Here is a 26,427-nt window from a genome sequence, read left to right as displayed (position 1 = left end):
CTACGCAGGCCCGGCCAGCCGCTCCTTCAGCAACTCCAGGAACGCCCGCGCCGCCACCGGCAGGCTGCGCCCGGCCAGGGTCTGCACCTCGATGTCGCGCAGATCCATGCCCACGTCGGCCAGCGGCCGCGCCAGCACCAGGCCGGCGGCCACCATGTAGCGGGCGCTCACCTCGCTGGACACCGACACCCCGCCGCCGTGCGCGACGAAGTTCAGCAGCGTCTTGGCGTGGTTCGACTCGATCACCGGCGCGAGCCGCAGGCCCTGGCGGCCACAGGCGATGTCCACCATCTGGCGCACCGCCGTCTCGGGCGGGGGCAGGCCCAGCGGGTGCTGCGCCATGCGCGCCAGGGTCACGCGCGGCGCGGCGGCCAGCGGGTGGCCGGGCGGCAGCACGGCCAGCACCGGCGCGCTCTGGCGGTATTCGACGTGGATGTCCTTCTGCGGGGCGCGGCTGAAGCACAGGCCGATGTCCACGGTGCCGGCGCGCACCGCCTCGGGCACCTGCGGCGTGGGCAGCGACTGCACGCTGAACGCGATGCCGGCATGCGTGCGCTGGAACTCCACGCACAGGCGCGGCAGCAGCTCGTTGGCGAAGGCGTCGGAGGTGGCCAGCCGCACCTGGCCGGCGCGCAGCCCCTGCAATGCGGCGATCTCGCCCAGGGCCCGGTCGGCGTCCAGCCCCGCCCGGCGGGCATGCGCGGCCAGGATCTCCCCGGCCGCCGTGAGCACCATGCCGCGCGGATGGCGCTCGAAGAGCGGCGTGCCCAACTGCTCCTCCAGCCCGGCGATCTGCCGGCTGAGCGCGGAGGCCGCCACGTGCAGGCGCGCCGAGGCCTCGGTGAGCGAGCCGCTTTGCGCCACCTCCAGGAAGTAGCGCAGGGCGGTGTCTTGAAGCAGATGGCGGCGCATGGGCGACGGGTGGAGGACTTGGCGCAACGGCGGGCGGTGCGTTGCCGCAGCAATGGCAGAAGTATGGCCTGCTTTGCCGCCATGGCAAACCGGCTTGCCCATTCGGTGGTGGTGCCGGACTGCCGGCATTCTTAAGATGGACTCCGTACCGTCCGCCACCAGCGGATCCTGCTCGCCCGGCATCGCGCCCACCCGGCCCCCGCCTTTTCGTCCCGCCCGCCCGCCACCGGTGCCGTCTCCGGTCTGGCCGCCAGGTACCCATTTCCTCTCCCGGAGTCTTCTTCGATGCGCGTCCTCTCCCTTTTGACCCTGCTGGCCGCAGCCCTGCTCGGCACCCAGGTGCCGGCCGTGGCACAACCCGCTTCCGCCGCCTCGTGGCCCCAGGGCCCCGTGCGGGTGATCGTGCCCTTCCCTGCCAGCGGGGCGACCGACCTGGTGGCCCGCGTGGTCACGCAGCGCGTGGGGCAGGAGCTGGGCCAGCAGTTCGTGGTGGACAACAAGCCCGGCGCGGGCGGCACCATCGGCGCGGCCGAGGCGGCCAAGGCCAGGCCCGACGGCATGACGCTGCTGCTGACCACCAGCAGCACGCACGCCATCTCGCCCCACCTGATGCCGAAGCTGGCCTATGACGCGCAGCGCGACTTCGTGCCAGTGGCGCATGTGGCCGACGCGCCCAGCGTGCTGCTGGTCACGCCCTCGCTGCCGGTGAAGACGGTGGTGGAACTCATCGCCTACGCCAAGGCCCACCCCGGCCAGCTGAACTACGCCACCAGCGGGAACGGCACCATCGTGCACCTGAACACCGCCGCCTTCGCCGCGCAGGCCGGCATCGAGATGACGCACGTGCCCTACAAGGGCACGGCACTGGCCATTCCCGACCTGGTGACGGGCCAGGTGCAGGTGCTGTTCGATTCGCTGCCCACCGGCATGCCGCACGTGAAAAGCGGCCGCCTGCGCGCCCTGGCCGTCACCAGCGCGCAGCGCAGCAGCCTGGCGCCGGAGCTGCCCACGCTGGCCGAGTCGGGCCTGCCCGGCTTTTCGTCGGTGACCTGGTTCGGCGTCTACCTGCCGGCCGGCGCCTCGCCCGCGCTGGTCGAACGCGTACATGCGGCTTTTGCGAAGGCCATCCAGGCGTCCGAGCTGGCCGCGAGCCTGGCCAAGCTGGGCGTGGAACCCGCCAAGCCCAGCACGCCCGCGCAGTTCGGCGCGCTGGTGCGCACCGACAGCGACCGCTGGGCCGCCGTCATCCGCCAACACAAGATCACGCTGGAATGAAGAAGGGCACGCCATGACCGCACAGAACGCATCTAACGCATCGAACGCACGGAACGCATCCTCGTCCCTGGACTGGACCCTCCCCTACGCCTCCCACCGCAGCGCGGTGATGGGCCGCAACGTCGTCTCGACCTCGCAGCCGCTGGCTGCGCAGGCGGGCCTCGCCATGCTGCAGGCCGGCGGCAACGCGGTGGATGCCGCCATCGCCGCCGCCATGGTGCTGACGGTGGTCGAGCCCACCGGCTGCGGCCTGGGCAGCGACGGCTTCGCCATCGTCTGGGACGGCAAGGAATTGCACGGGCTCAATGCCTCGGGCCGCTCGCCCGCCGCGTGGACGCCCGAATACTTCGAGAAGCTCGGCGGCGCCATTCCCGAGATGGGCTGGAACGCGGTGACCGTGCCCGGCGCCGTGTCGGCCTGGGTGGCCCTCTCTCAGCGCCTGGGCAAGCTGCCCTTCGCCCAACTGGCCCAGCCCGCCATCGACTACGCCCGCAACGGCTTTCCCGTGTCGCCGACCATCGCCCGCCTGTGGGCACTGGGCGCGCAGAAGCTCGGCGCGCAGCCCGGCTTCGCCGAGTGCTTCATGCCGGACGGCCGCACGCCGCAGGCGGGCGAGATCTTCCGCAGCGAGGCCCATGCCCGCACGCTGGAGCTGATCACCGCCACCGAGGGCGAAGCCTTCTACCGGGGCGAGTTGGCCGAGAAGATGGCCGCGCATTCCCAGGCGAACGGCGGCGCCATGACGGTCGAAGACCTGGCCGCGCACCGGGCCGACTGGGTGGGCACCGTGAGCCAGCGCTTCGGCGATTCGGTGATCCACGAGATCCCGCCCAACGGCCAGGGCATCGCCGCGCTGATGGCCCTGGGCATGCTGGACCGCATCGACGGCGGGCGCGGCGTCGGCGCGCACCCGCTGGACAGCGTGGAGACGGTGCACGCCAGCATCGAGGCCATGAAGCTCGCGCTGGCCGACCTCTACCAGCACAACGCCGACGGCGACCACCTGCAGGTGCACCCGGCCGAACTGCTGCACGCCGACTACCTGGCCGAGCGCGCCGCGCTGATCGACCCCGAGCGCGCCAGCGACCCGGTCTACGGCACGCCGCGCCGGGGCGGCACGGTGTACCTGGCGGCGGCGGACAGCCAGGGGATGATGGTCTCGTTCATCCAGTCCAACTACATGGGCTTCGGCTCGGGCGTGGTGGTGCCGGGCACCGGCATCAGCCTGCAGAACCGGGGCCACGGCTTCACGCTGCAGGCCGGACACGCCAACTGCGTGGCGCCGGGCAAGCGCCCCTCGCACACCATCATTCCGGCCTTCGCCATGCATGCCGATGGCACGCCGCAAATGGCCTTCGGCGTGATGGGCGGGCCGATGCAGAGCCAGGGCCACACGCAGATGGCGCTGCGCGTGCTGCGCTACGGCCAGAACCCGCAGGCCGCCGCCGATGCGCCGCGCTGGCGCGTGACCGGCGGCAAGGGCGTGGCAGTGGAGCCGCACTTCGACGGCGCCTTGGTGGAGGCGCTGCGCGCCCGGGGCCACGAGGTGACGGTGGAGGCCGGCAACGGTGTGTTCGCCTTCGGCGGCGCGCAGCTGGTGCTGCGCCAGGGCGGGCACTACATCGCCGGCTCGGACCCGCGCAAGGACGGGCACGCCGTGGCGTTCTGAGCGCGGCTTGCTATTGTTTCGATAGCTGCCAGCGCTGGTACATCAAGCGCTGGAGGCCATTTTGACCCTCAGCGCCGCTCCCGCACGGTGAGCCAGGCACTGGCCGCGCCGCTCAGCACGATGGCGCCGATGCCGGCCAGCGACCAGCTGTCGGGCACGTGCCGGTACACCAACCAGCCGGCCAGCATGGCAAAGCCGATCTGGCTGTAGAGAAACGGCGCCAGCGTGACGGGCGTGGTGCGCGCGTACGCCTGCATCAGCAGCATGTGGCCGCAGGCGCTCAGCAGCCCCATCAGGAACATGCCCAGCCACAGCCAGGGGTCGTGGATGCTCACCCAAGCGAAGGGCATCACCAGCGACACCAGCGCGGTGGCGATCCAGCCGGTGTAGAGCTGCGTGGTGGCCGGACTTTCGCGCCCGGCCATGCGGCTGCTGATGACCTGGTAGCCGGTGCCCGTGGCCAGCAGGCACAGCGGCCAGACCAGCGCCCAGCCGAAGGCCTGCCCGCCCGGGCGGATGATGGCCAGCGTGCCGGCCAGGCCCACCGCCACCAGCACCCAGCGCGCCGGGCTCACGCGAAAGCCCAGCCAGAGCGCGGCCACCACCGTCACGCACAGCGGCGTGGTGGCGACGATGGCGGTGAACTCCGCCAGCGGCATGTGCAGGATGCTCAGCAGAGCGAAGAGGCTCATCGCCACGAACAGCACCGCCCGCAGCGCCTGGAAGCGCGGCTGCGTGGTGCGCAGCGCCTGCCGCCCCTCGCGGTGCAGCACGAAGGCGGTGGTGAGCAGCGTGTGGAAGAGATAGCGCGCCCACAGCATCATCAGCACCGGCAGGTCGCTGCCGATGGCCTTGGTGGTGAGGTCGAGCAGCGCGAAGCAGGCGCAGGCCGCCACGACCAGCGCGATGCCCGCCAGCGCCCCGCCCGCGCGCGGGCCGGGGGCGGCGCCGCCAGGGCCGGGGCGGGGGCCGCCCGGCGTCATTCCGCACGCGGCGTGCTGCGCTCCAGCAGCATCGAGTCGCCGTAGCTGAAGAACCGGTAGCGCTGGGCGATGGCGTGGCGGTAGAGGCCCATGACGTGCGCATAGCCCGCGAAGGCGCTGACCAGCATCATCAGCGTGCTCTTGGGCAGGTGGAAGTTGGTGACGAGCAGGTCCACCACGCGAAAGCCGTAGCCGGGCGTGATGAAGATGTCGGTGTCGCCCGAGGCCTGGCCCGAGCGCGCCCACGATTCGAGCGTGCGCACGGTGGTGGTGCCCACCGCCACCACCCGGCCGCCGCGCTGGCGGCAGCGCTCGAGCGCTGCCAGCGTGGCGAGCGGCACTTCATACCACTCGCTGTGCATGCGGTGCTCGGCCAGGTTCTCGGTCTTGACGGGCTGGAAGGTGCCGGCGCCCACGTGCAGGGTGACGCTGGCACGCTCGATGCCGCGCGCGGCCAGGTCGGCCAGCACGGCTTCGTCGAAATGCAGCGCGGCGGTGGGCGCGGCCACCGCGCCCGGGGCGCGGGCGAACACGGTCTGGTAGCGCTGGCTGTCCTCGGCCGCGTCGGGGTCGTGCTCGGCGTTCTGCTGGCGCTCGATGTAGGGCGGCAGCGGCAGGTGGCCGTGCCGCTCCATCAGCTCCCAGGGGGTTTCGCCGGCGGGGCCCTGCAGCGCGAAGCGGAACAGCGGGCCGTCTTCGCCCGGCCAGCGCGACAGCAGCGTGGCGTCGAAGCCGCCGGCCTGCCGCCCGCCCGCCATGCGCACGGTGCTGCCGGGCAGGGGCTTCTTGCTGACCTTCATGTGGGCGACGACTTCGTTGCCCGCGCCGGCCTCCGCAGTCAGCACCCGCTCGATCAGCAGCTCCAGCTTGCCGCCGCTGGCCTTCTCGCCGAAGACCCGGGCCTTGACCACGCGGGTGTCGTTGAACACCAGCAGGTCGCCTTCGCGCAGCAGGCCGGGCAGCTCGCGGAATATGCGGTCGGCCGGCTCGCGGGCGCGGCCGTCGAGCAGGCGCGAGCCGCTGCGCTCGGGCGCGGGGTGCTGGGCGATCAGTTCGGGGGGCAGGGCGAAATCGAAGTCGCCGAGGGTGAAGGGGCGCTCAGGAGCGCCCGAGGATTCAGGAGAGAGGGAAGAAGGCGTCTGCATGTCGCTTGAGGGCCTGACAGGCCCGTGCCAAGGAGGGGAAGGAGGGAGAAAAAGGGATAACGGCTACGAAAAGCGCAAGGATAGCGCGCAGCCCCGCGCCGCAGGGCTTAATCGACGATCGAGCCCGCCCACAGCTGGTTGAGGTCGGTGAAGTTCCAGCGCGCGGGGTCTTCCCGCGCCACGATCTTCTCGGTGCAGCCGGGCGCGGCCAGGCTCACCCGCTCGGGCGGGATGCGCAGGTCGGACCTGGTGGAGAAGAACACCTTGACGATGGGCGTGGTGAGCGATTGGGGAGACTGCTCCACCACCACGCCGATGCGCCCGGAGGTCAGCCGCACCAGCGAGCCCACCGGGTAGATGCCGATGCTCTTGACGAAGGCCTGAAAGAGGCGCTTGTCGAAATGGCTGCCGCTCCACTCGGCCATGCGCCGCAGCGACTCGGCCGGGTCCCAGCCGCGCTTGTAGGGCCGGTCGGAGGTGATGGCGTCGTACACGTCGCAGATGGCGGCCATGCGGGCGATCACGCTGATCTCTTCGCCGTGCAGGCGGTGCGGGTAGCCCGTGCCGTCCATCTTCTCGTGGTGGTGCAGGCAGGCGTCGAGCACCGCGTCGGACACGCCGCCGGCCTCGCGCAGCATGGCGTGGCCCTTGTCGGGATGGCCGCGCACCACGGTGAATTCTTCATCGGTCAGCTTGCCGGGCTTGTTCAGCACCGCCAGCGGGATCCCGGCCTTGCCCAGGTCGTGCAGCAGGCCGGCCAGGCCGGCGTCCCGCGTGGCCGCCTCGTCCAGCTCGAGCTGCCGGGCCAGCGCCACCATCAGCGCGCAGACGGCGACCGAATGCATGTAGGTGTAGTCGTCGGCCGTCTTCAGCCGCGCCAGGCTGATGAGGGCGCTGGGGTGGCGGTTGACCGAGTCGGAGATCTCGTCGACCAGGTTCTGCACGCCGATGGTGTCCACCGCCCGGCCCATGCGCGCTTCGTTGAACATGCTGAACACCGCCTCGCGCGACTGGGTGCAGATGGCGGCGGCGGCGCGCAGCTCGCCGTCCATGGTGGTGGGCTCGCGCCGGCGCGGCCGGGCCGGGGCGGCGGCGGCCACCGGGGCGGCCGGGGCCGGCGCCTCCAGCCCCGCGAAGTCGGTGTCGATCTGCGCGTCGGCCTCGGCGCGGCTGGTGCCTTGCACGCCCTGGGCCACGTCGGCGCCCCGGGCGGTGTCGATCCACACCTCGCGGATGTCGGTCTCCAGGATGCGGGCCAGGTCCTTGGGGTCGGTCAGCACGAACCCGGTGCGCCAGAACGGGTGGTCCATCCAGGAGCCGCAGAACTGGTGCAGGTACATGCCCAGGGACAGGTGTTGGACGCTGATTCGCTTGAGCATGGTGGGCGGAAGACTCGATGCGTCCGAGGGAAAACGAAAAAAGGGCGGGTCCGCGCATGGTAGCCTTTTCCGCTCATGCCGGACCCGCACTTTCCCCCTGGTGGCCACCATGCCCCGCGCCCGTAGCAGCGCCGCCCCGGCGGGCGCCGAGGCCGCCCGGGTTGCCGTCGCCCCTGCATCCGCTCCGGCCCGCGCCCAGCCCAGCCCAGCCCAGAAGGCGCTGCACAAGCTCGGCCTGGTGCGCGACATCGACCTGGCCCTGCACCTGCCACTGCGCTACGAGGACGAAACCCGCATCACGCCGATCCGCAACGCCCGGGACGGCGATTCGGTGCAGATCGAGGGCACCGTCGTCGCCTGCGAAGTGCAGCTGCGGCCGCGCCGCCAGCTGCTGGTGACGGTGGAGGACGAGACCGGCAGCTGCGAGCTGCGTTTCTTCAGCTTCTACCCCTCGCACCAGAAGACCATGGCCGTGGGCGCGCGGCTGCGCGTGCGCGGCGAGATCAAGGGGGGCTTCTGGGGCCGGCAGATGCTGCACCCGGCTTTTCGCCTGGCGGGCGGCGAGCTGCCGGCCGCGCTCACCCCCGTCTACCCCACCGTCGCGCAACTGCCCCAGGCCTACCTGCGCCGCGCCGTGGCGGGCGCGCTGCTGCGGGTGGACCTGTCGGACACGCTGCCACCCGACGCCGACCCGCCGGTGCACCATTTCCATGACCAGAACGGCGTGCAGCGCTTATGGAACCTGCGCGAGGCGCTATCATTTTTGCATCACCCCACGCCCGACGTGGCGCTGGCCACGCTGCAGGACCACAGCCACCCGGCCTGGCAGCGGCTGAAGGCCGAGGAACTGCTGGCCCAGCAGCTGTCGCAGCTGCAGTCCAAGCGCGAACGCGCCCGGCTGCGCGCGCCGGTGCTGCGTGCAGGCGGCTCGGCCGGCGCGCCGCTGCACGAGCAGCTGCTGGCCGTGCTGCCCTTCGCCCTGACCGGCGCGCAGCGCCGCGTGGGCGAAGAAATCGCCCGCGACATCGCCCGGCCCGTGCCCATGCACCGGCTGCTGCAGGGCGACGTGGGCTCGGGCAAGACCGTGGTCGCCGCGCTGGCCGCCGCCGTGTGCATCGACGCCGGCTGGCAATGCGCGCTGATGGCGCCCACCGAGATCCTGGCCGAGCAGCATTTCGCCAAGCTGATCGGCTGGCTGGAGCCGCTCTTGGCCGCGCGCGGGCAGCGCGTGGCCTGGCTGGTGGGCGGGCAAAAGAAGAAGGAGCGGGCCGCCATGCTGGCGCTCATCGCCAGCGGCGAGGCGACGCTGGTGGTGGGCACGCACGCCGTGATCCAGGACAGCGTGCAGTTCCGCAACCTGGCGCTGGCCGTGATCGACGAACAGCACCGCTTCGGCGTGGCCCAGCGGCTGGCGCTGCGGCAGAAATTGGCCGACCACGGTATGGAGCCGCACCTTTTGATGATGAGCGCCACGCCCATCCCGCGCACGCTGGCGATGAGCTATTACGCCGACCTTGACGTCTCCACCATCGACGAGCTGCCGCCCGGGCGCACGCCCATCGTCACCAAGCTGATCGCCGACAGCCGCAAGGACGAGGTGATCGGGCGCATCGGCGCGCAGGTGGCCGCCGGCCGGCAGGTGTACTGGGTGTGCCCGCTGATCGAGGAGAGCGAGGCGCTGGATCTGTCCAACGCCACGGCCACGCATGCCGACCTGAGCGAGGCCCTGCCCGGCGTGATGGTCGGCCTGCTGCACTCGCGCATGCCCGGCGCCGAGAAGAAGGCGGTGATGGACCTCTTCAAGAGCGCCCAGATGGGGGTGCTGGTCAGCACCACCGTGATCGAGGTGGGCGTGGACGTGCCCAACGCCTCGCTGATGGTGATCGAGCATGCCGAGCGCTTCGGCCTGAGCCAGTTGCACCAGTTGCGCGGCCGGGTGGGGCGCGGTGCGGCGGCCTCCGCCTGCGTCTTGCTGTATTCCACCAATGACAGCGGCCGCCTGGGCGAGACCGCGCGCGACCGGCTCAAGGCAATGGCCGAGACGAACGACGGCTTCGAGATCGCCCGGCGCGACCTGGAAATCCGCGGCCCGGGCGAATTCCTGGGCGCCCGGCAGTCGGGCGACGCGCTGCTGCGCTTTGCCGACCTGGCCACCGACACGCTGCTGCTGGACTGGGCGCGCGAGCAGGCCGTGGCGATGCTGGACCGCCACCCCGCGCTGGCCGAACGCCACGTGCAGCGCTGGCTGGGCGGCAAGTCCGACTACCTCAAGGCGTAGGCGGGCCCGCCGGCGGGGCTGCCTCGAAAGCCAGGTGGCCGGGCGCAGCCCGCGGCGGGGAAAAGCGGGCCGCCATATGGCCCGCTGCCGCCTGGTGGACTCCGAAAGCGGTTACCCTTATCCTTTTGCCTCCCAGGGCCGCCCGCCGCCACGCAGCCGGCCTGCCAGGCGCCCACCGCACGCAGCCACCGCGGCCTGACGCAGACCCTTGGCGCCGCTTTCCCGCTCCATCCGATCCATGACCCTCACCGAACTCAAGTACATCGTCGCCGTCGCCCGCGAAAAGCACTTCGGCCGTGCCGCAGACGCCTGCTATGTCTCGCAACCCACGCTGTCGGTGGCCGTCAAGAAGCTGGAAGACGAGCTGGAGATCAAGCTGTTCGAGCGCAGCGCGGGCGACGTGTCGGTGACGGCGCTGGGCGAGGACATCGTGCGGCAGGCGCAGAGCGTGCTGGAGCAGGCCGCCGCCATCAAGGAAATCGCCAAGCGCGGCAAGGATCCGCTGGCCGGCGTGCTGACCCTGGGCGTGATCTACACCGTGGGCCCTTACCTGCTGCCCGAGCTGGTGCGCCACGCCATCGCCCGCACGCCGCAGATGCCGCTGATGCTGCAGGAGAACTTCACCGCCCGCCTGCTGGAAATGCTGCGCACCGGCGAGATCGACTGCGCCATCATGGCCGAGCCGTTCCCGGACACGGGCCTGGCGATGGCGCCGCTCTACGACGAGCCCTTCCTGGCCGCCGTGCCCAGCAGCCACCCGCTGGCCCAGCAGACCTCGGTGTCGGCCTCGCAGCTCAAGAGCGAAACCATGCTGCTGCTGGGCACCGGCCACTGCTTTCGCGACCACGTGCTGGAGGTCTGCCCCGAGTTCGCGCGCTACGCGAGCAATGCCGAGGGCATCCGCCGCACCTTCGAAGGCTCGTCGCTGGAGACCATCAAGCACATGGTGTCCGCCGGCATGGGCGTGACGCTGGTGCCGCGCCTGTCGGTGCCGCGCGACGCCCTGGTCACCGGCACGCGCCGGCGCAAGAGCGACGACAACCACATCCGCTACCTGCCCATCGCCGAAGACGACGGCAGCGCGCCGCCGATGCGCCGCGTGGTGCTGGCCTGGCGCCGCAGCTTCACCCGGTATGAAGCCATCGCCGCGCTGCGCAACGCCGTCTACGCGTGCGAGCTCCCGGGCGTGACGCGCCTGTCCTGACGAGGCCGCCGGCGCCGCAAGAGGGCAAAAGCCCCGCCGGCATGCGCTAGAGTGCCGGCACCGTGCGCCCCGAGCGCCTGGCAGCGCCGCGAGACTGCAGCGCCAGGCTCCGTCGTCTGGCAGACAGCGCCCCGCCGCCGCCGTAGAGTCAGCAGTCCAGTTTTCGTCAACGAAGGAGTTCCTCCATGGCCAAGGCCCCCGTCACCACCAAGCCCGCCGTCAGCAAGACCGGCGCGCCCCGCATCAACATCGGCATCAGCGACAAGGACCGGGCCGCCATCGCCCAGGGCCTGTCGCGCGTGCTGGCGGACACCTACACGCTCTACCTCACCACGCACAACTTCCACTGGAACGTGACCGGCCCCATGTTCAACACGCTGCACACCATGTTCATGGGGCAGTACACCGAACTCTGGAACGCCGTGGACCCGATCGCCGAGCGCATCCGCTCGCTGGGCCACCCCGCCCCCGGCTCGTACGCCCAGTTCGGCAAGCTCACCTCGCTGCCCGACGTGCCCTCGGAGCCGCCCTCGGCCCTGGAAATGGTGCGCATCCTGGTCGAAGGCCATGAAGCCGTCGCCCGCACCGCGCGCGAGCTGTTCCCCGTCGCCGACAAGGCCAGCGACGAGCCCACGGCCGACCTGCTGACCCAGCGCCTGACGGTGCACGAGCAGACCGCCTGGATGCTGCGCGCCCTGCTGGAAGAGTAAATTCCGCAGGCGCTGCTGCGCCCCGCGCACCCCGGAAGAACGCCCGCAGCCGCGGGCGTTTTCACTTGCCAACGCCCGTCTCCCGCACCATGCACCCGCCCACGCCCCGCCGTTCACGCCTCTCGCTGTACCTCGACCTGATCCGCTGGAACCGCCCCGCCGGCTGGCTGCTGCTGCTCTGGCCCACGCTGGCGGCGCTGTGGATCGCGGCGGAGGGCTTTCCCGGCTGGCACCTGCTGGCCGTGTTCACGCTCGGCACCGTGCTCATGCGCAGCGCCGGCTGCTGCGTGAACGACGTGGCCGACCGCGACTTCGACCGCCACGTCAAGCGCACCGCCCAGCGCCCGGTGACCAGCGGCGCCGTGTCGCCCCGCGAGGCCCTGGCCGTCGGCGCCGTGCTGGCCCTGGCGGCCTTCGCCCTGGTGCTGACGACGAACGCGGCCACCATCGCCTGGTCGGTGCCTGCGCTGGCGGTGACGCTGGCTTATCCGTTCGCCAAGCGTTTCGTTTCCATGCCCCAGGCGGTGCTGGGCGTGGCCTTCAGCATGGGCATTCCGATGGCCTTCACGGCAGTCGGCCGCGACGTGCCGTGGCTTGCGCTGTGGCTGGTGCTGGGCAACCTGTTCTGGGTGCTGGCCTACGACACCGAGTACGCCATGGTGGACCGGGACGACGACCTGCGCATCGGGATGAAGACCTCGGCCATCACGCTGGGGCGGTGGGACGTGCCGGCGGTGATGGGGTTCTATCTGCTGCTGCTGGCCATCTGGGGGGTGGCGCTGGCGCCGCTGGGGCTGGGGGTGGCCTGGTATCTGGGGCTGGGGGTGGCGCTGGCGCAGGTGGGGTGGCACTGGACGCTGATCCGGGGGCGGACGCGGGAGGGGTGTTTTGTGGCGTTCAGGGCGAATCATTGGGTGGGGTTCGCCTTGTTTGCTGGGGTGGTGCTGGGGTTTGCTTTGCGGTGATTTTGCTACCTTTTTGGTAGCTTTATGTGCTTGATTTGATTGGGCTGTGGGCGGATTCGAGGCTTGTGGGGTGATTGCTTTCCGGGGCCGGGATTTCGCCCCGGCGGCGAGTAACTTTCTTTCGTCTCGCCGAAAGAAAGTCACCAAAGAAAGGGCGACCCTGCTGTGCGTGTCCCCTGCGCTGCGCTCCGGGGCAACCTGCGATGCTCGCGCGTGGAGGGCTGCCGCAGAACTCACTGCGCTGCTTCGCAGCTCCGTTCAAACAGCTGCGGCAAGTCAGAGCTTGAAGCATGCGTGTCCTTCGGCACGCATGCGCCCTCCACGCGCTGCGCTTCTCGGCACGCACAGAAGGGAACCCAACCGCCCGACCCGGGCCATCGCTGCGCTCGGCCTGGAGCGCAGCGCGCAGCGCGCGCGTTGGGGGCCGAGCGCAGCGATGGCCCGTGCGGGCTGTCCCACCCCTGCTGGCTGCGCCTGCGGCGGGGCGCTTGCGGGGTGCGCATGCGCGTCGGAGCGCGCATGCCTCGTGCTCTGACTCGCCGCAGCTGTTTGAACGGAGCGCGCCAGCGCAAAGTGAGTTCTGCGGCGGCACCCCGCAAGCGCCCCGACGCAGGTCGCCCCGTAGCGCAGCGAAGGGGTCGCAGACTGGGGGTCGCCTTTTCTTTGCTTACTTTCTTTTGGCGAAGCAAAAGAAAGTGAGTGCGCCGCCGGGCGCACATCCCGGCCCCGGGAAGCAACCACTCAGCAATGGCCAGCACCGCCTACAGACCCCGAAACCAATCACCCCACAGACAAAGCCCCCCCTACCCCACCCCACCCAACCGATCAATCAACACCTCACTCGCCACCCCCAACCCCACCACCTCCACCCCACACCCATGCCCCTTGAGCCGCTGCACCACCTGCTCCAGCGCCCCCACCGCCGTCACGTCCCAAAAGTGCGCCTCTGACACGTCGATCCGCACCGCCTGCCCCCGCACCGACAGCACATCGAACGCCTCGATGAACGCGTCGGCCGACGCGAAGAACACCTGCCCCCGCACCCGCCAGGTGTGCAGCCCGGTGGCGGCGTCCACCCCGGCCTGCACGCTCAGCATGCGCGAGACCTTGAAGGCGAAGAACACGCCGCTCAGCAGCACGCCCACGGCCACGCCGGCGGCCAGGTTGTGCGTGGCGATGGTGACCGCCACCGTGGCCAGCATCACCGTGCTGGACAGGCGCGGGTGCCGCACCAGCTGGCCGAGCGACTTCCAGTCGAAAGTCGATGCCGACACCATCACCATGATGGCCACCAGCGCGATCACCGGCACGCGCGAGACCCAGTCCTTGAGCGCTACCATCAGGATCAGCAGGAAGACACCCGCGAACAGCGTGGACAGGCGCCCGCGCCCGCCGTACTTCACGTTGCTGACCGCCTGGCCGATCATTCCGCAGCCGGCAATACCGCCGAAGCAGCTGGCCGCGATGTTGGCCAGGCCCAGGCCCGTGCATTCGCGGTTCTTGTCGCTGGGGGTGCCGGTCATCTCGTCCACCACCGCCGCCGTCAGCACCGACTCCAGCAGGCCGACCATGGCGATGGCCAGCGCCGGCAGCACGATGATGCGCAGCGTGTCCAGCGACGCGGGCACGGCCGGCAGGCCGAAGAAGGGTAGGCTCTCGGGCAGGCGGCCCAGGTCGGCCACGGTGGGCACCGGCAGGCCCAGGGCCGAGGCGAGCAGCGTGAGCGCCACCACGCAGATCAGCGGCGACGGAATGGCCGTGAGCGCGCGCAGCCCCAGCCGGCGGCCCAGCCAGGGCAGGCCGTAGATGATGGCCAGCCCCAGCGCCAGCAGCGCCCAGGTGGCGGGGCCCGCCCCGCGCAGGTGGGGCAGTTGCGCGGCGAAGATCAGGATGGCCAGTGCGTTGACGAAGCCGGTGCGCACCGAGCTGGAGACGAACCGCATCAGCACGCCCAGCTTCAGCAGCCCGAACACCACCTGCACCGCCCCCGCCAGCAGGCCTGCGGCCAGCAGGTAGCCCACGCCGTGCGACGCCACCAGGGGCGCCGCCACCAGCGCCACCGAGCCCGCCGCCGCCGACACCATGGCCGGCCGCCCACCCGCGAAGGCGATGACGATGCTGATGACAAAAGAAGCGAACAGCCCCACCGACGGATCGACACCGGCGACGAAGCTGAAGGCGATCACCTCGGGGATCAGCGCGAAGGTCGCCACGGCGCCGGCCAGCAGTTCACGCGGAATGCTGGGCGCCCATTCGGCGCGCAGGCGCGAAAGGAAGGAAACGGCGGTCATACGTCGAGGGAGTGGATGCGGGTGGCGGCACTGGGCGACCACAGGAACGGCCGAGGGGGCCGATGCCCGCAGGGAATTTTCGGAAAGAAAGTGGGTCCAGCGCCCGACCCACAAGCGCATGCAGCTATCAATTCAGGAGCAAAACGATCGAGCGCGGCTTCCGACCGGCCCCAGGGCGGCGGCTCCGGAGCGCAGCGCCTCAGGCAGAGGCCATCAGGCCCCGTGGCACTTCTTGAACTTCTTGCCGCTGCCGCAGTGGCACGGGTCGTTGCGGCCGGGCGTGTCGGCGCGGCGCACGGCTTCGACGCGGGGGCCCATGCTCTTCCAGAGGCGGCGCAGGTCGTACACGGCCCAGATGGCTTCGCCGAAGGCTTCCACCCGCGCCTGGCTGGTGCTGGGCGGGCCGTCTTCCGAATACATGCAGACCTCGGGCTTGCCGGTGTCGTCCTCGGTCAGCGCGACGATGCCGTCCAGCGCCTCGTTGAGCCACTCGGCCGCTTCGCGGTCGCGCGGCGCCGCCCATTCCTCGGGCCAGTTCTCCACGGCGAACATGAAGCCCAGCGCCCACACCTGGCCGAAGGACGGGATCTCCCGGCCTTCCATGTCGGCGCGCTCTTCCTCGGGCAGGCTGGCGATGGCGCCGCGCATGTCCATGGCCTCGGGCTGGAAGGCGTCGTCCTCGTCCAGCGACTGCACGTCGGCGTCGAGCTGGGCCACCACCTCGTTCCAGCGCAGGCTCCACAGCTCCAGGAACCGGGCCTGCTGCGCGGCGTCGGTGAAGGCGGGCAGCACCGGCAGCGAGCCGTCCTCGGCGGGCTCCAGCTCGGCGCCGTCGCCCAGCAGCATCGACAGCCATTCGGCGGTGGGCACCTCGCGGCGGGTGCAGGCCAGCGCGGTCAGAAAGCCGTCGCAGAACTCCCACTGCGGGATTTCCTCGGCGCGGGTGCGCAGATCGTCCAGCAGGGTGTCGAGTTCGTCGAGCTGGTCCGCGCCCAGGGCGGCGGAAGGTTCTTGGGAAGGCGTGTCGGCGGCTTGGGACATGGCGGGTGCTTGCGAATTCGGGGGCAGGTGAAGGGCTTTTATGATGCGCGGGCCGGCGGGGCCGTCTGCAATGGCCGCGTGATGGGGATGCGAGGCGAAGCAAAGCGCCGTTGGCGCTTCCACGCGGCCCGTGGAAAGCCGGCCAGTTTATCCGCCCCCCGCGAAAGCCGCTCGCCCCCGCACCCGCCCTGCCCGCCCAGCCCGCTGCCCTGCCATGCTCCAGCCCCCCGCCACCGCGCCCGACTACGCTGCCTTTCTCGACGAGCGGCTGCCGCTGCAGGCGCCGCCCATCGCCAGCTACCCGCTGGGCGATCAGCAGGTGTGGATCAAGCGGGCCGGCCCCGGCATCGGCCCCTGGCGCTACCGCGGCCTCGCGCTGCTGGCCGGGCTGCTGCGGCTGCCGGCCCTGCGCCCCGTGCCCAACCCGGGCGGCACCCAGGCGGTCGCCACCGAAGTGCGCCGGCTGCGCGACTTCGAGGCGCGCGGCCTGCGCGCCCCGGAGGTGCTGGCGGCACGCCGCGACGGCTTTCTGATGCGCCACCTGGGCCGGCCGGGGCAGGACATGCCCTCGCTCGGCAACGAGATCCACCGCGCCGTGCCGCAAGGGGCCGCGCCGGTGCTGGCGCTGTGGCGCCTGGGGCTGGACGCCATCGCCCGGGTGCACGGCGAGGGCACGTGCCTGAGCCAGGCCTTCGCCCGCAATCTGGTGCGCGACGCCGCGGGCGTGGTGGCCTACGTCGACTTCGAGGACGACCCGGCCGCCGCGCTGCCGCTGGCCACCTGCCAGGTGCGCGACGCGCTCTGCTATGCGCATTCCACCGCCATCTACCTGGCGGAATGCGGCGCGCTGGAAGACGCGCGTGCGCTCTGGACCGCTTGGCTGATGCAGCCCGGCCGCGCCGAGGGCTTCGGCGCCGAGCTGGCCACCACCGTGCGGCGGCTGGGCTGGCTGCGCCATCTGCCGCAGGACCGCCGCTGGGGCCGGGACGCGCAGCGCCTGCGGGCGGCCTACGACCTGATGGCGCCCCAGCCGCCCGCAGGCTGACGGGCGGCCGCGCTCACTCTTCGCTGGTCCACTCCACCTGCACGCCCAGGCTGCGCAGGTTTTCCACGAAGCGCGGATGCGCCCGGCGGATGGGCGCGGCGTGGCGGATCTCCGAGCGGCCCGGGATGCTGGCCGCCACCATGAAGAGCGCGATCGCCACGCGGATGATGTAGGGGCTCTCCACCACGGCCGGCGTGAGCGGCCCGCCGCCGAAGGTGACGATGCGGTGCGGGTCGGACGAGAACACGTGGGCGCCGAATTTCGACAGCTCGCCCGTCCAGCTCAGGGCGCCGTCGTACACCTTGTTCCAGAACATGGCATTGCCCTCGGCCCGCACGCCCAGGGCGATGAAGATCGGCAGCAGATCGACCGGAAAGTACGGCCAGGGCGCCGCCTCCACCTTGGTCAGCACGTTGCTGGTGAAGGGCGTCTGCACCTTCAGCGGGCCGCCCGGCACCGCGCGCGACCAGCCGCCTTCATGCACGATGCGCACCCCGAACTTGGCGAAGGTGCGGTCGATGAGCGGGAAGTTCTCCGGCGCGCTGTTCCTGACGACCACCTCGCCGCCGGTGATGGCGCCCAGCGCCAGGAAGGTGGTGATCTCGTGGAAGTCTTCGTCGAACCGGAATTCGCCGCCGCCCAGCGCCGCGCCGCCATGCACCGTCAGGCGCGAGGTGCCGATGCCGTCGATGCGCACGCCCAGCAGGGCCATGAAGCGGCAGAATTCCTGCACGTGCGGCTCGCACGCGGCGTTGGTGAGCGTGGACACGCCCTTGGCGCCGGCAGCGCAGAGCACGAAGTTCTCGGTGGTGGTGACGGATGCGTAGTCCAGCCAGTGGTCGGTGGGCTGCAGCGCCGCGGGCGCGCCCGCGGGGCCGCGCACCAGCAGCGAGCCTTCTGCCCGCTCCACGCTGGCGCCGAAGCTGCGGAACACCTCCACGTGCGGGTCGATCTCGCGCACGCCCAGCGTGCAGCCCTTGACGTTGTCTTCCAGCCGCGCCACGCCGAAGCGCGCCAGGAGGGGCGGCACCAGCATGATGGACGAGCGCATCTCCTCGGGCAGGCGGTGGCTGGCGGCGTCGAACCGGGTGGCGTCGTGGTGCAGCTCCAGCGTGCCCTGGACGTGGTCCCACTGCACATGGCTGCCCAGGGTGCGGAAGATGTCCAGGATCTTGCGCACGTCGGTGATGTCGGGCACGCCCAGCAGGCGCAGTGGCGCGCGGGTGAGCAGCGTGGCGCAGAGCACCGGCAGCACGGCGTTCTTGTTGGCGGACGGAATGATGCGGCCGCGAAGCGGCGTGCCGCCGTGCACGATGAGGTTGGACATGGGTGGCGAGGAATGCGGGAGGTGGGCGGAACGGGGCGCAAAAAAGACGAAGCGCCAGGACCGCGCGAACGGTCCTGGCGCCGGAACGCCGCCCTGGCGGGCCGCGTCACGAACCGCGCACTTTACCCCTGCCGGGCCACGCCCGCCGTGGAGGCCGCCGCGGACTGCGCCAGCGCCTCGCCGCGCAGGCGGTGGTATTCCTGCTCCGGCACCGGCACGGCGTTCGGGTCGCCCAGGTCACGCATGGGCACGCGGAAGGTCTCGCGCGCCGAGAAGGCGGCCACCGCCGAGATCACCGTGATGCCGAAGGCGATGGCGCCCACCGTCAGCCAGATGTTGGTGGAGCCGGGAGGCGCCACGGCCGTGAACAGCGCGGGCAGCATGGCTGTGATGGCCGTGCCCACGTTCTGCGAGATGGCCATGGCCGACACGCGGGTGCGGGTGGGGAACAGCTCGGGGTAGAACGAAGGGAACACTGCGTTGTAGCCCTGGTACACCACGCCCCACATCAAGAGCGACATGCAGATGGCCAGCGGCACGTTGCGGATGCTGATGGCATAGAGGTAGCCGAACGCCAGCAGGCCCGAGAGCAGCGCGCCGACGATGATGGGCGGGCGGCGGCCGATCTTGTCGGACAGGTTGCCGACGAAGGGGATCACCAGCACGGCCAGGATGTTGCCCAGCACCGGAATCCACAGGTAGATGTCCTTGGCGAAGCCGATGCCGTAGGCCGGCTGCACCGCGTAGGCGGCGCCGAAGATGGTGGCGACCACGGGAATCACGTTCATCAGCGCCATGCAGACCACGCGCAGCATGTCGGCCAGGTTGTACTTGAAGGCATCGACGACGGGCGAGCGCGCGCGCTGCTTCTGCTCCGTCTTGTCGGTGAAGGCCGGCGTCTCGGAGACTTCGCGGCGGATGATCCAGCCGGCGATGATGACGATGAAGCTCAGCAGGAACGGAATGCGCCAGCCCCAGCTGTTGAACTGCTCGGTGGGCATGTAGTGCGCCAGCGGCAGGAACACGGCGGCGGCCAGGATCTGGCCCGCCTGCACGCCCTGCAGCGTGAAGCTGGCGAAGAAGCCGCGCCGCCCGAACGGCGCGTGCTCCAGGATCATCGAGCTGGCGCCCGAAATTTCACCGGCCACGGCGAAGCCCTGGATCAGGCGCATCAGCACCAGCAACGCGGGCGCCCACAGGCCGATCTGGTCGTAGGTGGGCAGCAGGCCCACGGCGATGGTGGAAAAGCCCATGAGGAACATGCACCACACCAGCACCTGCTTGCGCCCGTGCGTGTCGCCGATGTGGCCCAGCACGAAGGCGCCGATGGGGCGCGCCACGTAGCCCACGCCGTAGGTCGCCAGCGACGCGATGATGGCGATCGCCGGGTCGCCCTTGGGGAAGAAGATCTGCGGAAAGATCAGCGCCGCCGCGGTGGCGTAGATGAAGAAGTCGTAGTACTCCAGCGCGGAGCCGATCCAGCCGCTGGCGGCGGCCTTCTTGGACTGGTGCCGGCCTTGCGGCTCGGCGGGAGTGGGATGGGCCATGGTTTGTCTCCAGTGTTGGACGAAGGAATCGTTGTGCTCGGGATGGGGCGGGGGGTGCGGTCAGCGCCCGGCGGACTGCGCGTTCTGGGCCTCCGACGCGAAGCGGACCGCCGCGTTGGGGGCGCCCCAGCCGTCGTAGCCGCCGGTGCGCTGCGCGATCTCGAAGAAGAGGCCGCCCGCCACGCGCTCGGTATAGGCATGCAGGTAGTCGCCGGCCGCGGAGCGGTCCAGCAGCACGCCGGCCGACCGCAGGCGGGCGAGCAGGCCCGGCGGCAAATCGAGCCGGCTCGCCAGGTCGTCGTAGTAGTTGCCCGACACCGGCACGAAGCGCACGCCCCGCGCCCGCAGGGTGGCGACCGAGGCGAAGATGTCGTCGCTCTCGAAGGTGATGTGGTGCACCGCGCCGCCGCCCGTCAGGCCCAGCTGCCGCGCCGTGGCGGTGCGCTGGCTGAGCGGCACGTTGAGCACCAGGCGCACGCTGCGGTCGGCATTGGCCGCGCCCTGGCTGCGCACCAGGCCGAACGGGTCGGTCAGGTTCTGGCTCTCCAGCACCTCCAGCCCCAGCACGGCGCGGGTGAACAGCGCCCAGGTGTCGCGCTGGTCCTGCGCCAGCCCCAGGGTGACGTGGTCGATGCGGCGCAGGCCGGCGGCGGCTTCGCCCGGCTCGCCGTCCAGGATGAAGTCCGCCTCGAACAGCCCGTGCGCGCCGAGCGAGGCCGGCACGAAATGCAGCAGATTGCCGCCGGGCGCCACGATGGCGGGCACCCGCTGCTCGTGCGGGCCGAGCGGGCTGTCGTAGGGCTGCGAGCGCATGGCCTTGGCGCGGCCCAGGGCCGCCACCGGGTCGGCGCAGTGCAGGCCCAGCGCGCAGACCGACAGGCCGTGCGCCTCGAAGCGGCCGCGCGCGAACGAATCGGGCTGGGCGTTGACGATGAGGTGGATGCCGCCCTGCCGGTAGAGGCTGACGGCCTTGGAGCGGTGGCGGCCGGCGTGCACGAAGCCCAGCTGCCGCAGCACCGCGTCCAGCGCGGCGGCGCCGGCCTCGTCCGCCGCCCATTCGATGAACGAGATGCCGGACAACGCCGGCACGGCGGGCGGGTTGAACAGCTCCACCCGCAGCGGCGGGGCCGGCGGGGACGCCTCGCCGGCCGCAGGCGCCAGGCGCTGGCGGGCCTCGCTCTCCAGGTACAGCAGCGAGCGCATGGCGTCTACCGCCGTGCGGCGGTTGGGCGTCTCGCGGAACAGGTCGTTGAAGATCTCCAGCGACAGCGGCCCGGTGTAGCCGGCGCGCAGCACCTGCTCGAAGAAGCCGATCACGTCGAAGTCGCCCTGGCCCGGGAACACCCGGTGGTGGCGCGCCCACTGCAGCACGTCCAGCGACATCAGCGGCGCGTCGGCCATCTGCACGAAGAAAATGCGGTCGCCCGGAATGCCGGCGAGGGGCGCGGGGTCGTCGCGCAGCGACAGGGTGTGGAAGCTGTCGAGGATCAGCCCGAGGTGCGGATGGTCGGCGCGGCGCACGATGTCCCACGCCTGGCCGAAGCGCGAGGTGTGGCGGCCCCAGGCCAGCGCCTCGTAGCCCACGCGCAGGTTGCGCCGCGCTGCGCGCTCGGCCACGACGTGCAGCTGGGCGGCGGCCCGCGCCGGGTCATCGATGGCCTGCGGCAGCGCGTTGGAGCAGCACAGCACCAGCGGCGCGCCCAGCTCCTGCATCAGGTCGAACTTGGCCTCGGCGCGCTCCAGCGCGCGGGCGAAGTCGGCGTCGCTCAGCCCCTCCATGTCGCGCAGCGGCTGGTAGAGGTCGATGGACAGGCCCAGGTCGGCCACGATGCGGCGCAGCTCGGCCGCCGAGCCGTTGAAGTGGATGAAGTCGGCCTCGAACAGCTCGACACCGTCGAACCCGGCGGCGGCGATGGCTTCGAGCTTCTGGCGCAGGGTGCCGCTGAGCGAGACGGTGGCGATGGAGCGATGCATGGACTACGAAAAAGGCGTGGGCGCGGGCAGAGCCGGTCAGGCGTGAAGCGGCGTGGCGCCGGCGTGTGGGGGGGCGCCGCAGCCGCTGGCCGGCAACGAAGCGACGGCGCGGAGGAAGGCACGGGATGGGAGGGCGAAAACCATGGCCGCAATGTAGGAGCCGGCCTGCGCGCCAGCAATCCACGTGCCCACCACCGCGTTCGATGATCGATCAACTGCGTTCGACATTCGCACGGATTGCGGGATTGACCTAAGTCAGCACACGTCGAGCCGCGCACGCAGGGCCGGCACCTGCGCACGCGCCAGGGCGCCCGCCTCGGCCGCCAGCGCGGGGGAGAACCATTCGTCGGCCGCGCAGCGCTCCAGGCCGCTGCGCACGCGGTCGATGTTCTCGCGCATGCGGCCGGCGTCGATGCGCAGGCCCGGCAGCGCGGTGGCCAGCGCCCGGGCGCTGCCGTGCGCGCTCATCACCAGTTGCGGCCATTCGGCGATCTCGGCCTGCAGCGGCCCGAGGGCCCGCTCCTGCTGCTGCACCATGGCGGCCAGCAGGCCCGCCACCCGCTGCGGCGCCCGCTGCGCGGCGGCCAGCGCCACCATCGACGCGACCGGGTTGCGCTTGTGCGGCATGGTGGTCGCCTCGCCCCGGCCCGGCTCGTCGGGCTCGCCCACTTCGCCCACTTCCCCCTGGCCCAGCAGGGCGATGTCGCCCGCGATCTTGCCCAGGCTGCCGGTGACCACGCCCAGCTCGCAGCCCAGCGCCACCCATTCGTCGCGCTGGGTGTGCCAGCTGCCGCCGGGGTCGGCCAGGCCCAGGTCCTGCGCCATGCGGCGGCGCACGGCGGCGCCCCGGCCGCGCATCTGCGCCAGCGTGCCGACCGGCCCGCCCAGCTGCAGCTGCAGTGCGCGGGCAGCCGCGGCGCGCAGGCGAAGGCGCCCGCGCACGAGCGGCGCCGCCCAGTCCACGCATTTCAGGCCCAGGCTAGTGACCGAGGCGGGCTGCATCAGCGTGCGCGCCAGCATGGGCTGGTCGGCATGCGCCTCGGCCAGCGCCAGCAGGGCCTGGATGGCGCGCACGAGGTCGGCGTCGATCCAGGCGAGGGCGTCGCGGGTGGCTAGCGCCATGGCCGTGTCCACCACGTCCTGGCTGGTGCTGCCGCCATGCACGTGACGGGCGGCGGCGGGGTTGAACAGGCCCACGGCCTCGGTCAGCGCGCGCACCAGCGGAATGGCGACGCTGCCGGCCCGGGCGCTGTCGCGCACGATCTTGGCCACGTCGAACAGATCGACCTGGCAGCTGGCGGCGATGGAGTGCGCCGCCTCGGCCGGGATCAGCCCCTCGGCCGCCTGCGCGCGGGCCAGGGCGGCCTCGAAGCGCAGCATGCCCGCCACGATGCCGTGGCCGCCGAACGCCGCCAGCGTCTCGGGGGTGGAGAGGAAGCCTTCGAAGATGCTCACGGCGGGCGGCGCTGCGGTGCGCGGGGCCGTTCAGAAGGTGTGATGAATCCGGCGCGCCCGAGGGGGCCGCACAAACGCGTCCCGTCAAGGCGCAAAGCGGAGCCATGGCTCGGGCTATGGCGAGCATTTGCAACGCCGACGGGGCGTGTTTTTGCGGTGCGAGCGGGCATGGCGGGTTCTTTCACACCTTCTCAGTAGTGCAGGCGCGCCACGGCCCGCAATTCCTCGGGGGAGGCCGATCCGAAGCCGAAGAACTCCAGGTACGCCGGGATCATCTCGAACAGCATGTCGGTGCCCACCTGCACCGCGCAGCCCTTGGCGCGCGCGGCCTCCAGCAGCGGCGTGTATTCGGCCTTCATCACCACCTCGCCCACGAAGGTGGATGGATCGATGCGCTCGACGTCGAAAGGCAGCGGGTCGCCCTCGCGCATGCCCAGCGGCGTGGCGTTGACCACCACGTCGAAGCCCGCCGGATCGTTGGAGCCGGTGCGCACGTCGAGCCGGGGGTAGTGCGCGCGCAGCCGCGCGGCCAGCGCCTCGGCCGAGGGGGCGTGCATGTCGAAGAGCATCAGCTCGGCCGCGCCGGCCGCCGCGGCCGATGCCGCGATGGCCGAGCCCACGCCGCCCGAGCCCGACACCAGCACCCGGGCGCCGGCGAACGGCCGGCCCTTGCGCTCCACGCCCCGCACGAAGCCGGCGCCGTCGAACTGGTCGCCCAGCAGCGTGCCGTCGGGCCGCAGCAGCACGGCATTGCAGGCACCGGCGATGCGGGCGGTCGGCGTGACTTCGTCCACGAGGGACATGGTGACCACCTTGTGCGGCATGGTGATGAGCGCGCCGCGCAGGTTGGTGAAGCGGAAGATCTGCCGCAGCGATGCGACGAAGTCCTCGGGCCTGACGCCCATGGGGATGACCACCGCGTCGATGCCCCGGCTGTCGAACCAGGGGTTGTAGATCATCGGCGCCTTGAAGGTTTCAGTGGGAAAGCCGATGTGGGCGATGAGCGTGGTTTTGCCGGAGATCATGGACGTTGCGCAGCCGAAGAAAGGAAAGGGACGAAGGGACGGCGCCACGGCGGGGCGGCACCGGGCGGGCCGGGGTGGCGGAGAAGCTCGGAAGGTGTGAATGCATCCGGCGCGCCCGGGCGGGCCGCACCCACGCGTTTCGTCAAGGCGTACAGCGCAGCCATGGCCCGGGCTATGGCGAGCATTTGCAACGCCTAAGGGGCGTGTTCTGGCGGTGCGCGTGGGCCATGGCGGGTTCTTTCGCACCTTCTCAGGCCACGTTGGCCGAGCGGTAGCGGATGGGCTGCGCGATCTCGTCCTGCATGGCCGGCGGATAGATGGCTTCGCGCAGGAAGGTGAGGTCCTCGCACAGGGCATCGGCCACCTCGGGGTGGCCGAAGTAGCGCAGGTAGTGCGGCATCTGCTGGATCAGCATCTCGAAGCCGGCCTGCGCGTGCAGGCCCCGCGCCCGCGCGGCGCGCACCAGCGGCGTGGGCTGGTTGCGCAGCAGGATGTCGAAGAGCGCCGCGTGGCTGTCCATGCGCTGCACGTCCACCGGGCTGGCATCGCCGTCCGTCAGGCCCAGCGGCGTGGCGTTGATGACCAGATCGAAGCCCTCCGGCGCGTTGCTGTCCACGGCCACGGTGGTGGCGTCGAAGAAGGCGTCGAGCTGCGCCGCCACGCCGGCCGCCTTGCCCGAGACGGTGTCGTGGAAGGCGATGTATTCCGCGCCGTTGACCGTGCCGCCCTCGGCCAACGCCAGGCCGATGGCGGCGGCGCTCACGCCCGCCCCCAGGATCAACACCCGCTTGCCCCGGAAGGGAATGCCGTAGTAGTCGAGCGCGTCCAGCAGGCCGTCGCCGTCGAACAGGTCGCCCTCGAGCTGCCCGTCGTCGGTGCGGCGCACCACGTTCACCGACTCGGCCACGCGGGCGCAGAGGCCGCAGCTGTCCAGCAGATCGACCACGCGGGGCTTGTGCGGCGGTGCGATCACCATGCCGCGAACGTTGCGCGCCAGGAAGGCCGAGCGGAAATGCACGGCGAAGTCGCGTACCGGCACCTGCACGGGCAGCATCACCGCGTCGATGCCGAAGCGCTCGAACACCGCGTTGAACATGCGCGGCAGGCGCACGTTGCGCACGGGGTCGCCCGGCAGCAGGTAGAGCTGCGTGTCTCCAGCGATGGGTTGGCTCATGGGCTTTGCCTCCAGTGTCCGTGCGCGGCATGCCCACCCGGGCGGCCGCTGCATGCGCCGGGTTATAGCGTCGGCGGCCGGCCACGCCGTGCCTCGCTCTCGCACAACGATCGATCATCGAACCGAATCGTTCGTTCATCGATCAAATTAAGGGTTTCCACGTAATCCGCGCCAGGGGTTCCGCCAGACGGCACACGGCAAACTCGGTGGATGGACGCAGAAGAGACGACCGCGCCGGCGGGGCTGGACAAGCGCGACTGGATCGCGGGGCTGGAGCGCGGCGTGAGCATCATCGAGGCCTTCGACGACGCGCACCCGCGCATGACGGCCAGCCAGGCCGGCCAGCGCACCGGCATGACGCGCACGGCCGCCCGCCGCTACCTGCTCACGCTGCAGCACATGGGCTACGTGGCCAGCGACGGCAAGCTGTTCTGGCTCACCCCGCGCGTGCTGCGCCTGGGGCGTTCCTATCTCGAATCGGCCCGGCTGCCGCGCATCGTGCAGCCCTTCCTGCAGCGCGTGGCGGCGGGCACCAGCGAGATCGCCTACCTGAGCGTGATGGACGGCGACGAAGTGGTGTACGTGGCCCGCAACGGCCCCAACCGCAGCATGAGCACCGGCTACGTGCTGGGTGCGCGGGTGCCGGCCCAGGTCACCGCCGCCGGCCTCCTGATGCTGGCGCTGCGCAGCGACGAGGAACTGGCGCAGTGGCTGGCGAGCCGGCCGCTGCAGGTGTTCACCCCGCACACCATCGCCAGCACCGAGCGCATGCAGCTGGAGATCGCCCGCATCCGCGCGCAGGGCTGGTCGCTGTCCGAGCAGCAGCTGGACCTCAATTCCCGCGGCATCGCCGTGCCGCTGCGCGACCGCCACGGCGTGCTGGTGGGCGCGCTCAACATCACCATGCCGATGGGCCACGAGAGCTCGGAAGACGCGGTCGCCCGCGTGCTGCCGGTGCTGCGCGAGACGGCGCAGGCCATGCGCAACATGATCTGACGCCGCCTCGCGCGGGTTGCGCAGGCAGGCGG

General features: G+C 71.3%; 20 protein-coding genes. 8 read left to right on the top strand and 12 right to left on the bottom strand.

Annotated features, from left to right (window positions below; all coding sequences use genetic code 11):
• A complete protein-coding gene (locus ABWV53_RS03125) occupies window positions 1–912 on the bottom strand; it encodes a LysR family transcriptional regulator (RefSeq protein ID WP_353362860.1) in 912 nt (303 codons plus the stop codon).
• Window positions 913–1,197: 285 nt separating this feature from the next.
• Between ABWV53_RS03125 and ABWV53_RS03120 the strand changes: the two genes are divergently transcribed.
• Entirely contained in the window at window positions 1,198–2,187 is a 990-nt protein-coding gene (locus tag ABWV53_RS03120) for a Bug family tripartite tricarboxylate transporter substrate binding protein (protein ID WP_353362858.1), read from the top strand.
• A 13-nt stretch (window positions 2,188–2,200) separates the two neighbouring features.
• Complete coding sequence (locus tag ABWV53_RS03115) at window positions 2,201–3,856, top strand: gamma-glutamyltransferase family protein (protein ID WP_353362856.1); 1,656 nt, start codon at window positions 2,201–2,203, stop codon at window positions 3,854–3,856.
• A 68-nt stretch (window positions 3,857–3,924) separates the two neighbouring features.
• Here ABWV53_RS03115 and ABWV53_RS03110 read toward each other — a convergent pair whose 3' ends face one another.
• From ABWV53_RS03110 to ABWV53_RS03100, 3 genes are all read right to left on the bottom strand, one after another.
• Window positions 3,925–4,839: a DMT family transporter gene (locus tag ABWV53_RS03110; RefSeq protein ID WP_353362854.1), complete on the bottom strand. Its 915-nt coding sequence runs from the start codon at window positions 4,837–4,839 to the stop codon at window positions 3,925–3,927.
• Window positions 4,836–5,984 (bottom strand): tRNA preQ1(34) S-adenosylmethionine ribosyltransferase-isomerase QueA, encoded by a 1,149-nt coding sequence (gene queA, locus ABWV53_RS03105; RefSeq protein ID WP_353362852.1) that lies wholly within the window; start codon window positions 5,982–5,984, stop codon window positions 4,836–4,838. The genes ABWV53_RS03110 and queA overlap by 4 nt, the downstream gene beginning before the upstream one ends.
• A 107-nt stretch (window positions 5,985–6,091) precedes the next feature.
• On the bottom strand, window positions 6,092–7,363 hold the full coding sequence (locus ABWV53_RS03100) for a cyclic di-GMP phosphodiesterase (protein WP_353362850.1): 1,272 nt from the start codon (window positions 7,361–7,363) through the stop codon (window positions 6,092–6,094).
• 109 nt (window positions 7,364–7,472) lie between these two features.
• Between ABWV53_RS03100 and recG the strand changes: the two genes are divergently transcribed.
• The 4 genes from recG (at window position 7,473) to ubiA (ending at window position 12,520) form a co-directional block, all read left to right on the top strand.
• Entirely contained in the window at window positions 7,473–9,641 is a 2,169-nt protein-coding gene (gene recG / locus ABWV53_RS03095; RefSeq protein ID WP_353362848.1) for an ATP-dependent DNA helicase RecG, read from the top strand.
• Window positions 9,642–9,879: 238 nt separating this feature from the next.
• Window positions 9,880–10,845 (top strand): LysR substrate-binding domain-containing protein, encoded by a 966-nt coding sequence (locus tag ABWV53_RS03090; RefSeq protein WP_353362846.1) that lies wholly within the window; start codon window positions 9,880–9,882, stop codon window positions 10,843–10,845.
• Window positions 10,846–11,030: 185 nt separating this feature from the next.
• A complete protein-coding gene (locus tag ABWV53_RS03085; RefSeq protein WP_353362844.1) occupies window positions 11,031–11,555 on the top strand; it encodes a Dps family protein in 525 nt (174 codons plus the stop codon).
• Between the two features lie 89 nt (window positions 11,556–11,644).
• Window positions 11,645–12,520 (top strand): 4-hydroxybenzoate octaprenyltransferase, encoded by an 876-nt coding sequence (gene ubiA / locus ABWV53_RS03080; protein WP_353362842.1) that lies wholly within the window; start codon window positions 11,645–11,647, stop codon window positions 12,518–12,520.
• A gap of 803 nt (window positions 12,521–13,323) precedes the next feature.
• Here ubiA and ABWV53_RS03075 read toward each other — a convergent pair.
• Window positions 13,324–14,811: a SulP family inorganic anion transporter gene (locus ABWV53_RS03075; RefSeq protein ID WP_353362840.1), complete on the bottom strand. Its 1,488-nt coding sequence runs from the start codon at window positions 14,809–14,811 to the stop codon at window positions 13,324–13,326.
• Window positions 14,812–15,024: 213 nt separating this feature from the next.
• Window positions 15,025–15,852: a UPF0149 family protein gene (locus ABWV53_RS03070; RefSeq protein ID WP_353362838.1), complete on the bottom strand. Its 828-nt coding sequence runs from the start codon at window positions 15,850–15,852 to the stop codon at window positions 15,025–15,027.
• 214 nt (window positions 15,853–16,066) lie between these two features.
• On the opposite strand from ABWV53_RS03070, the gene ABWV53_RS03065 reads away from it, so the two are divergent.
• The gene (locus tag ABWV53_RS03065) at window positions 16,067–16,897 is read left to right on the top strand and encodes a BUD32 family EKC/KEOPS complex subunit (RefSeq protein WP_353362836.1); all 831 of its coding nucleotides are present in this window, start codon (window positions 16,067–16,069) and stop codon (window positions 16,895–16,897) included.
• Between the two features lie 13 nt (window positions 16,898–16,910).
• Here the strand turns inward: ABWV53_RS03065 and ABWV53_RS03060 are convergent, their stop codons facing one another.
• The 6 genes from ABWV53_RS03060 to ABWV53_RS03035 form a co-directional block, all read right to left on the bottom strand.
• Window positions 16,911–18,224, bottom strand: coding sequence for a UDP-N-acetylglucosamine 1-carboxyvinyltransferase (locus ABWV53_RS03060; RefSeq protein ID WP_353362834.1), 1,314 nt, complete (start codon window positions 18,222–18,224; stop codon window positions 16,911–16,913).
• A gap of 122 nt (window positions 18,225–18,346) precedes the next feature.
• The gene (locus tag ABWV53_RS03055; protein ID WP_353362832.1) at window positions 18,347–19,771 is read right to left on the bottom strand and encodes an MFS transporter; all 1,425 of its coding nucleotides are present in this window, start codon (window positions 19,769–19,771) and stop codon (window positions 18,347–18,349) included.
• A gap of 60 nt (window positions 19,772–19,831) precedes the next feature.
• Window positions 19,832–21,745, bottom strand: coding sequence for a bifunctional sugar phosphate isomerase/epimerase/4-hydroxyphenylpyruvate dioxygenase family protein (locus ABWV53_RS03050; RefSeq protein ID WP_353362830.1), 1,914 nt, complete (start codon window positions 21,743–21,745; stop codon window positions 19,832–19,834).
• 255 nt (window positions 21,746–22,000) lie between these two features.
• Entirely contained in the window at window positions 22,001–23,200 is a 1,200-nt protein-coding gene (locus ABWV53_RS03045) for a lyase family protein (RefSeq protein WP_353362828.1), read from the bottom strand.
• A 191-nt stretch (window positions 23,201–23,391) separates the two neighbouring features.
• Window positions 23,392–24,225: a shikimate dehydrogenase family protein gene (locus ABWV53_RS03040; RefSeq protein ID WP_353362826.1), complete on the bottom strand. Its 834-nt coding sequence runs from the start codon at window positions 24,223–24,225 to the stop codon at window positions 23,392–23,394.
• 250 nt (window positions 24,226–24,475) lie between these two features.
• Complete coding sequence (locus ABWV53_RS03035) at window positions 24,476–25,399, bottom strand: shikimate dehydrogenase family protein (RefSeq protein ID WP_353362824.1); 924 nt, start codon at window positions 25,397–25,399, stop codon at window positions 24,476–24,478.
• 210 nt (window positions 25,400–25,609) lie between these two features.
• On the opposite strand from ABWV53_RS03035, the gene ABWV53_RS03030 reads away from it, so the two are divergent.
• Window positions 25,610–26,395, top strand: coding sequence for an IclR family transcriptional regulator domain-containing protein (locus ABWV53_RS03030; protein ID WP_353362822.1), 786 nt, complete (start codon window positions 25,610–25,612; stop codon window positions 26,393–26,395).
• Window positions 26,396–26,427: the final 32 nt, after the last annotated feature.

Source organism: Acidovorax sp. FG27 (assembly GCF_040365715.1).
Classification (GTDB): Bacteria; Pseudomonadota; Gammaproteobacteria; order Burkholderiales; family Burkholderiaceae_C; genus Paracidovorax.
The sequence above is the reverse complement of the archived record's forward strand: the minus strand, read 5'-3'. Positions and strand labels throughout refer to the sequence as shown.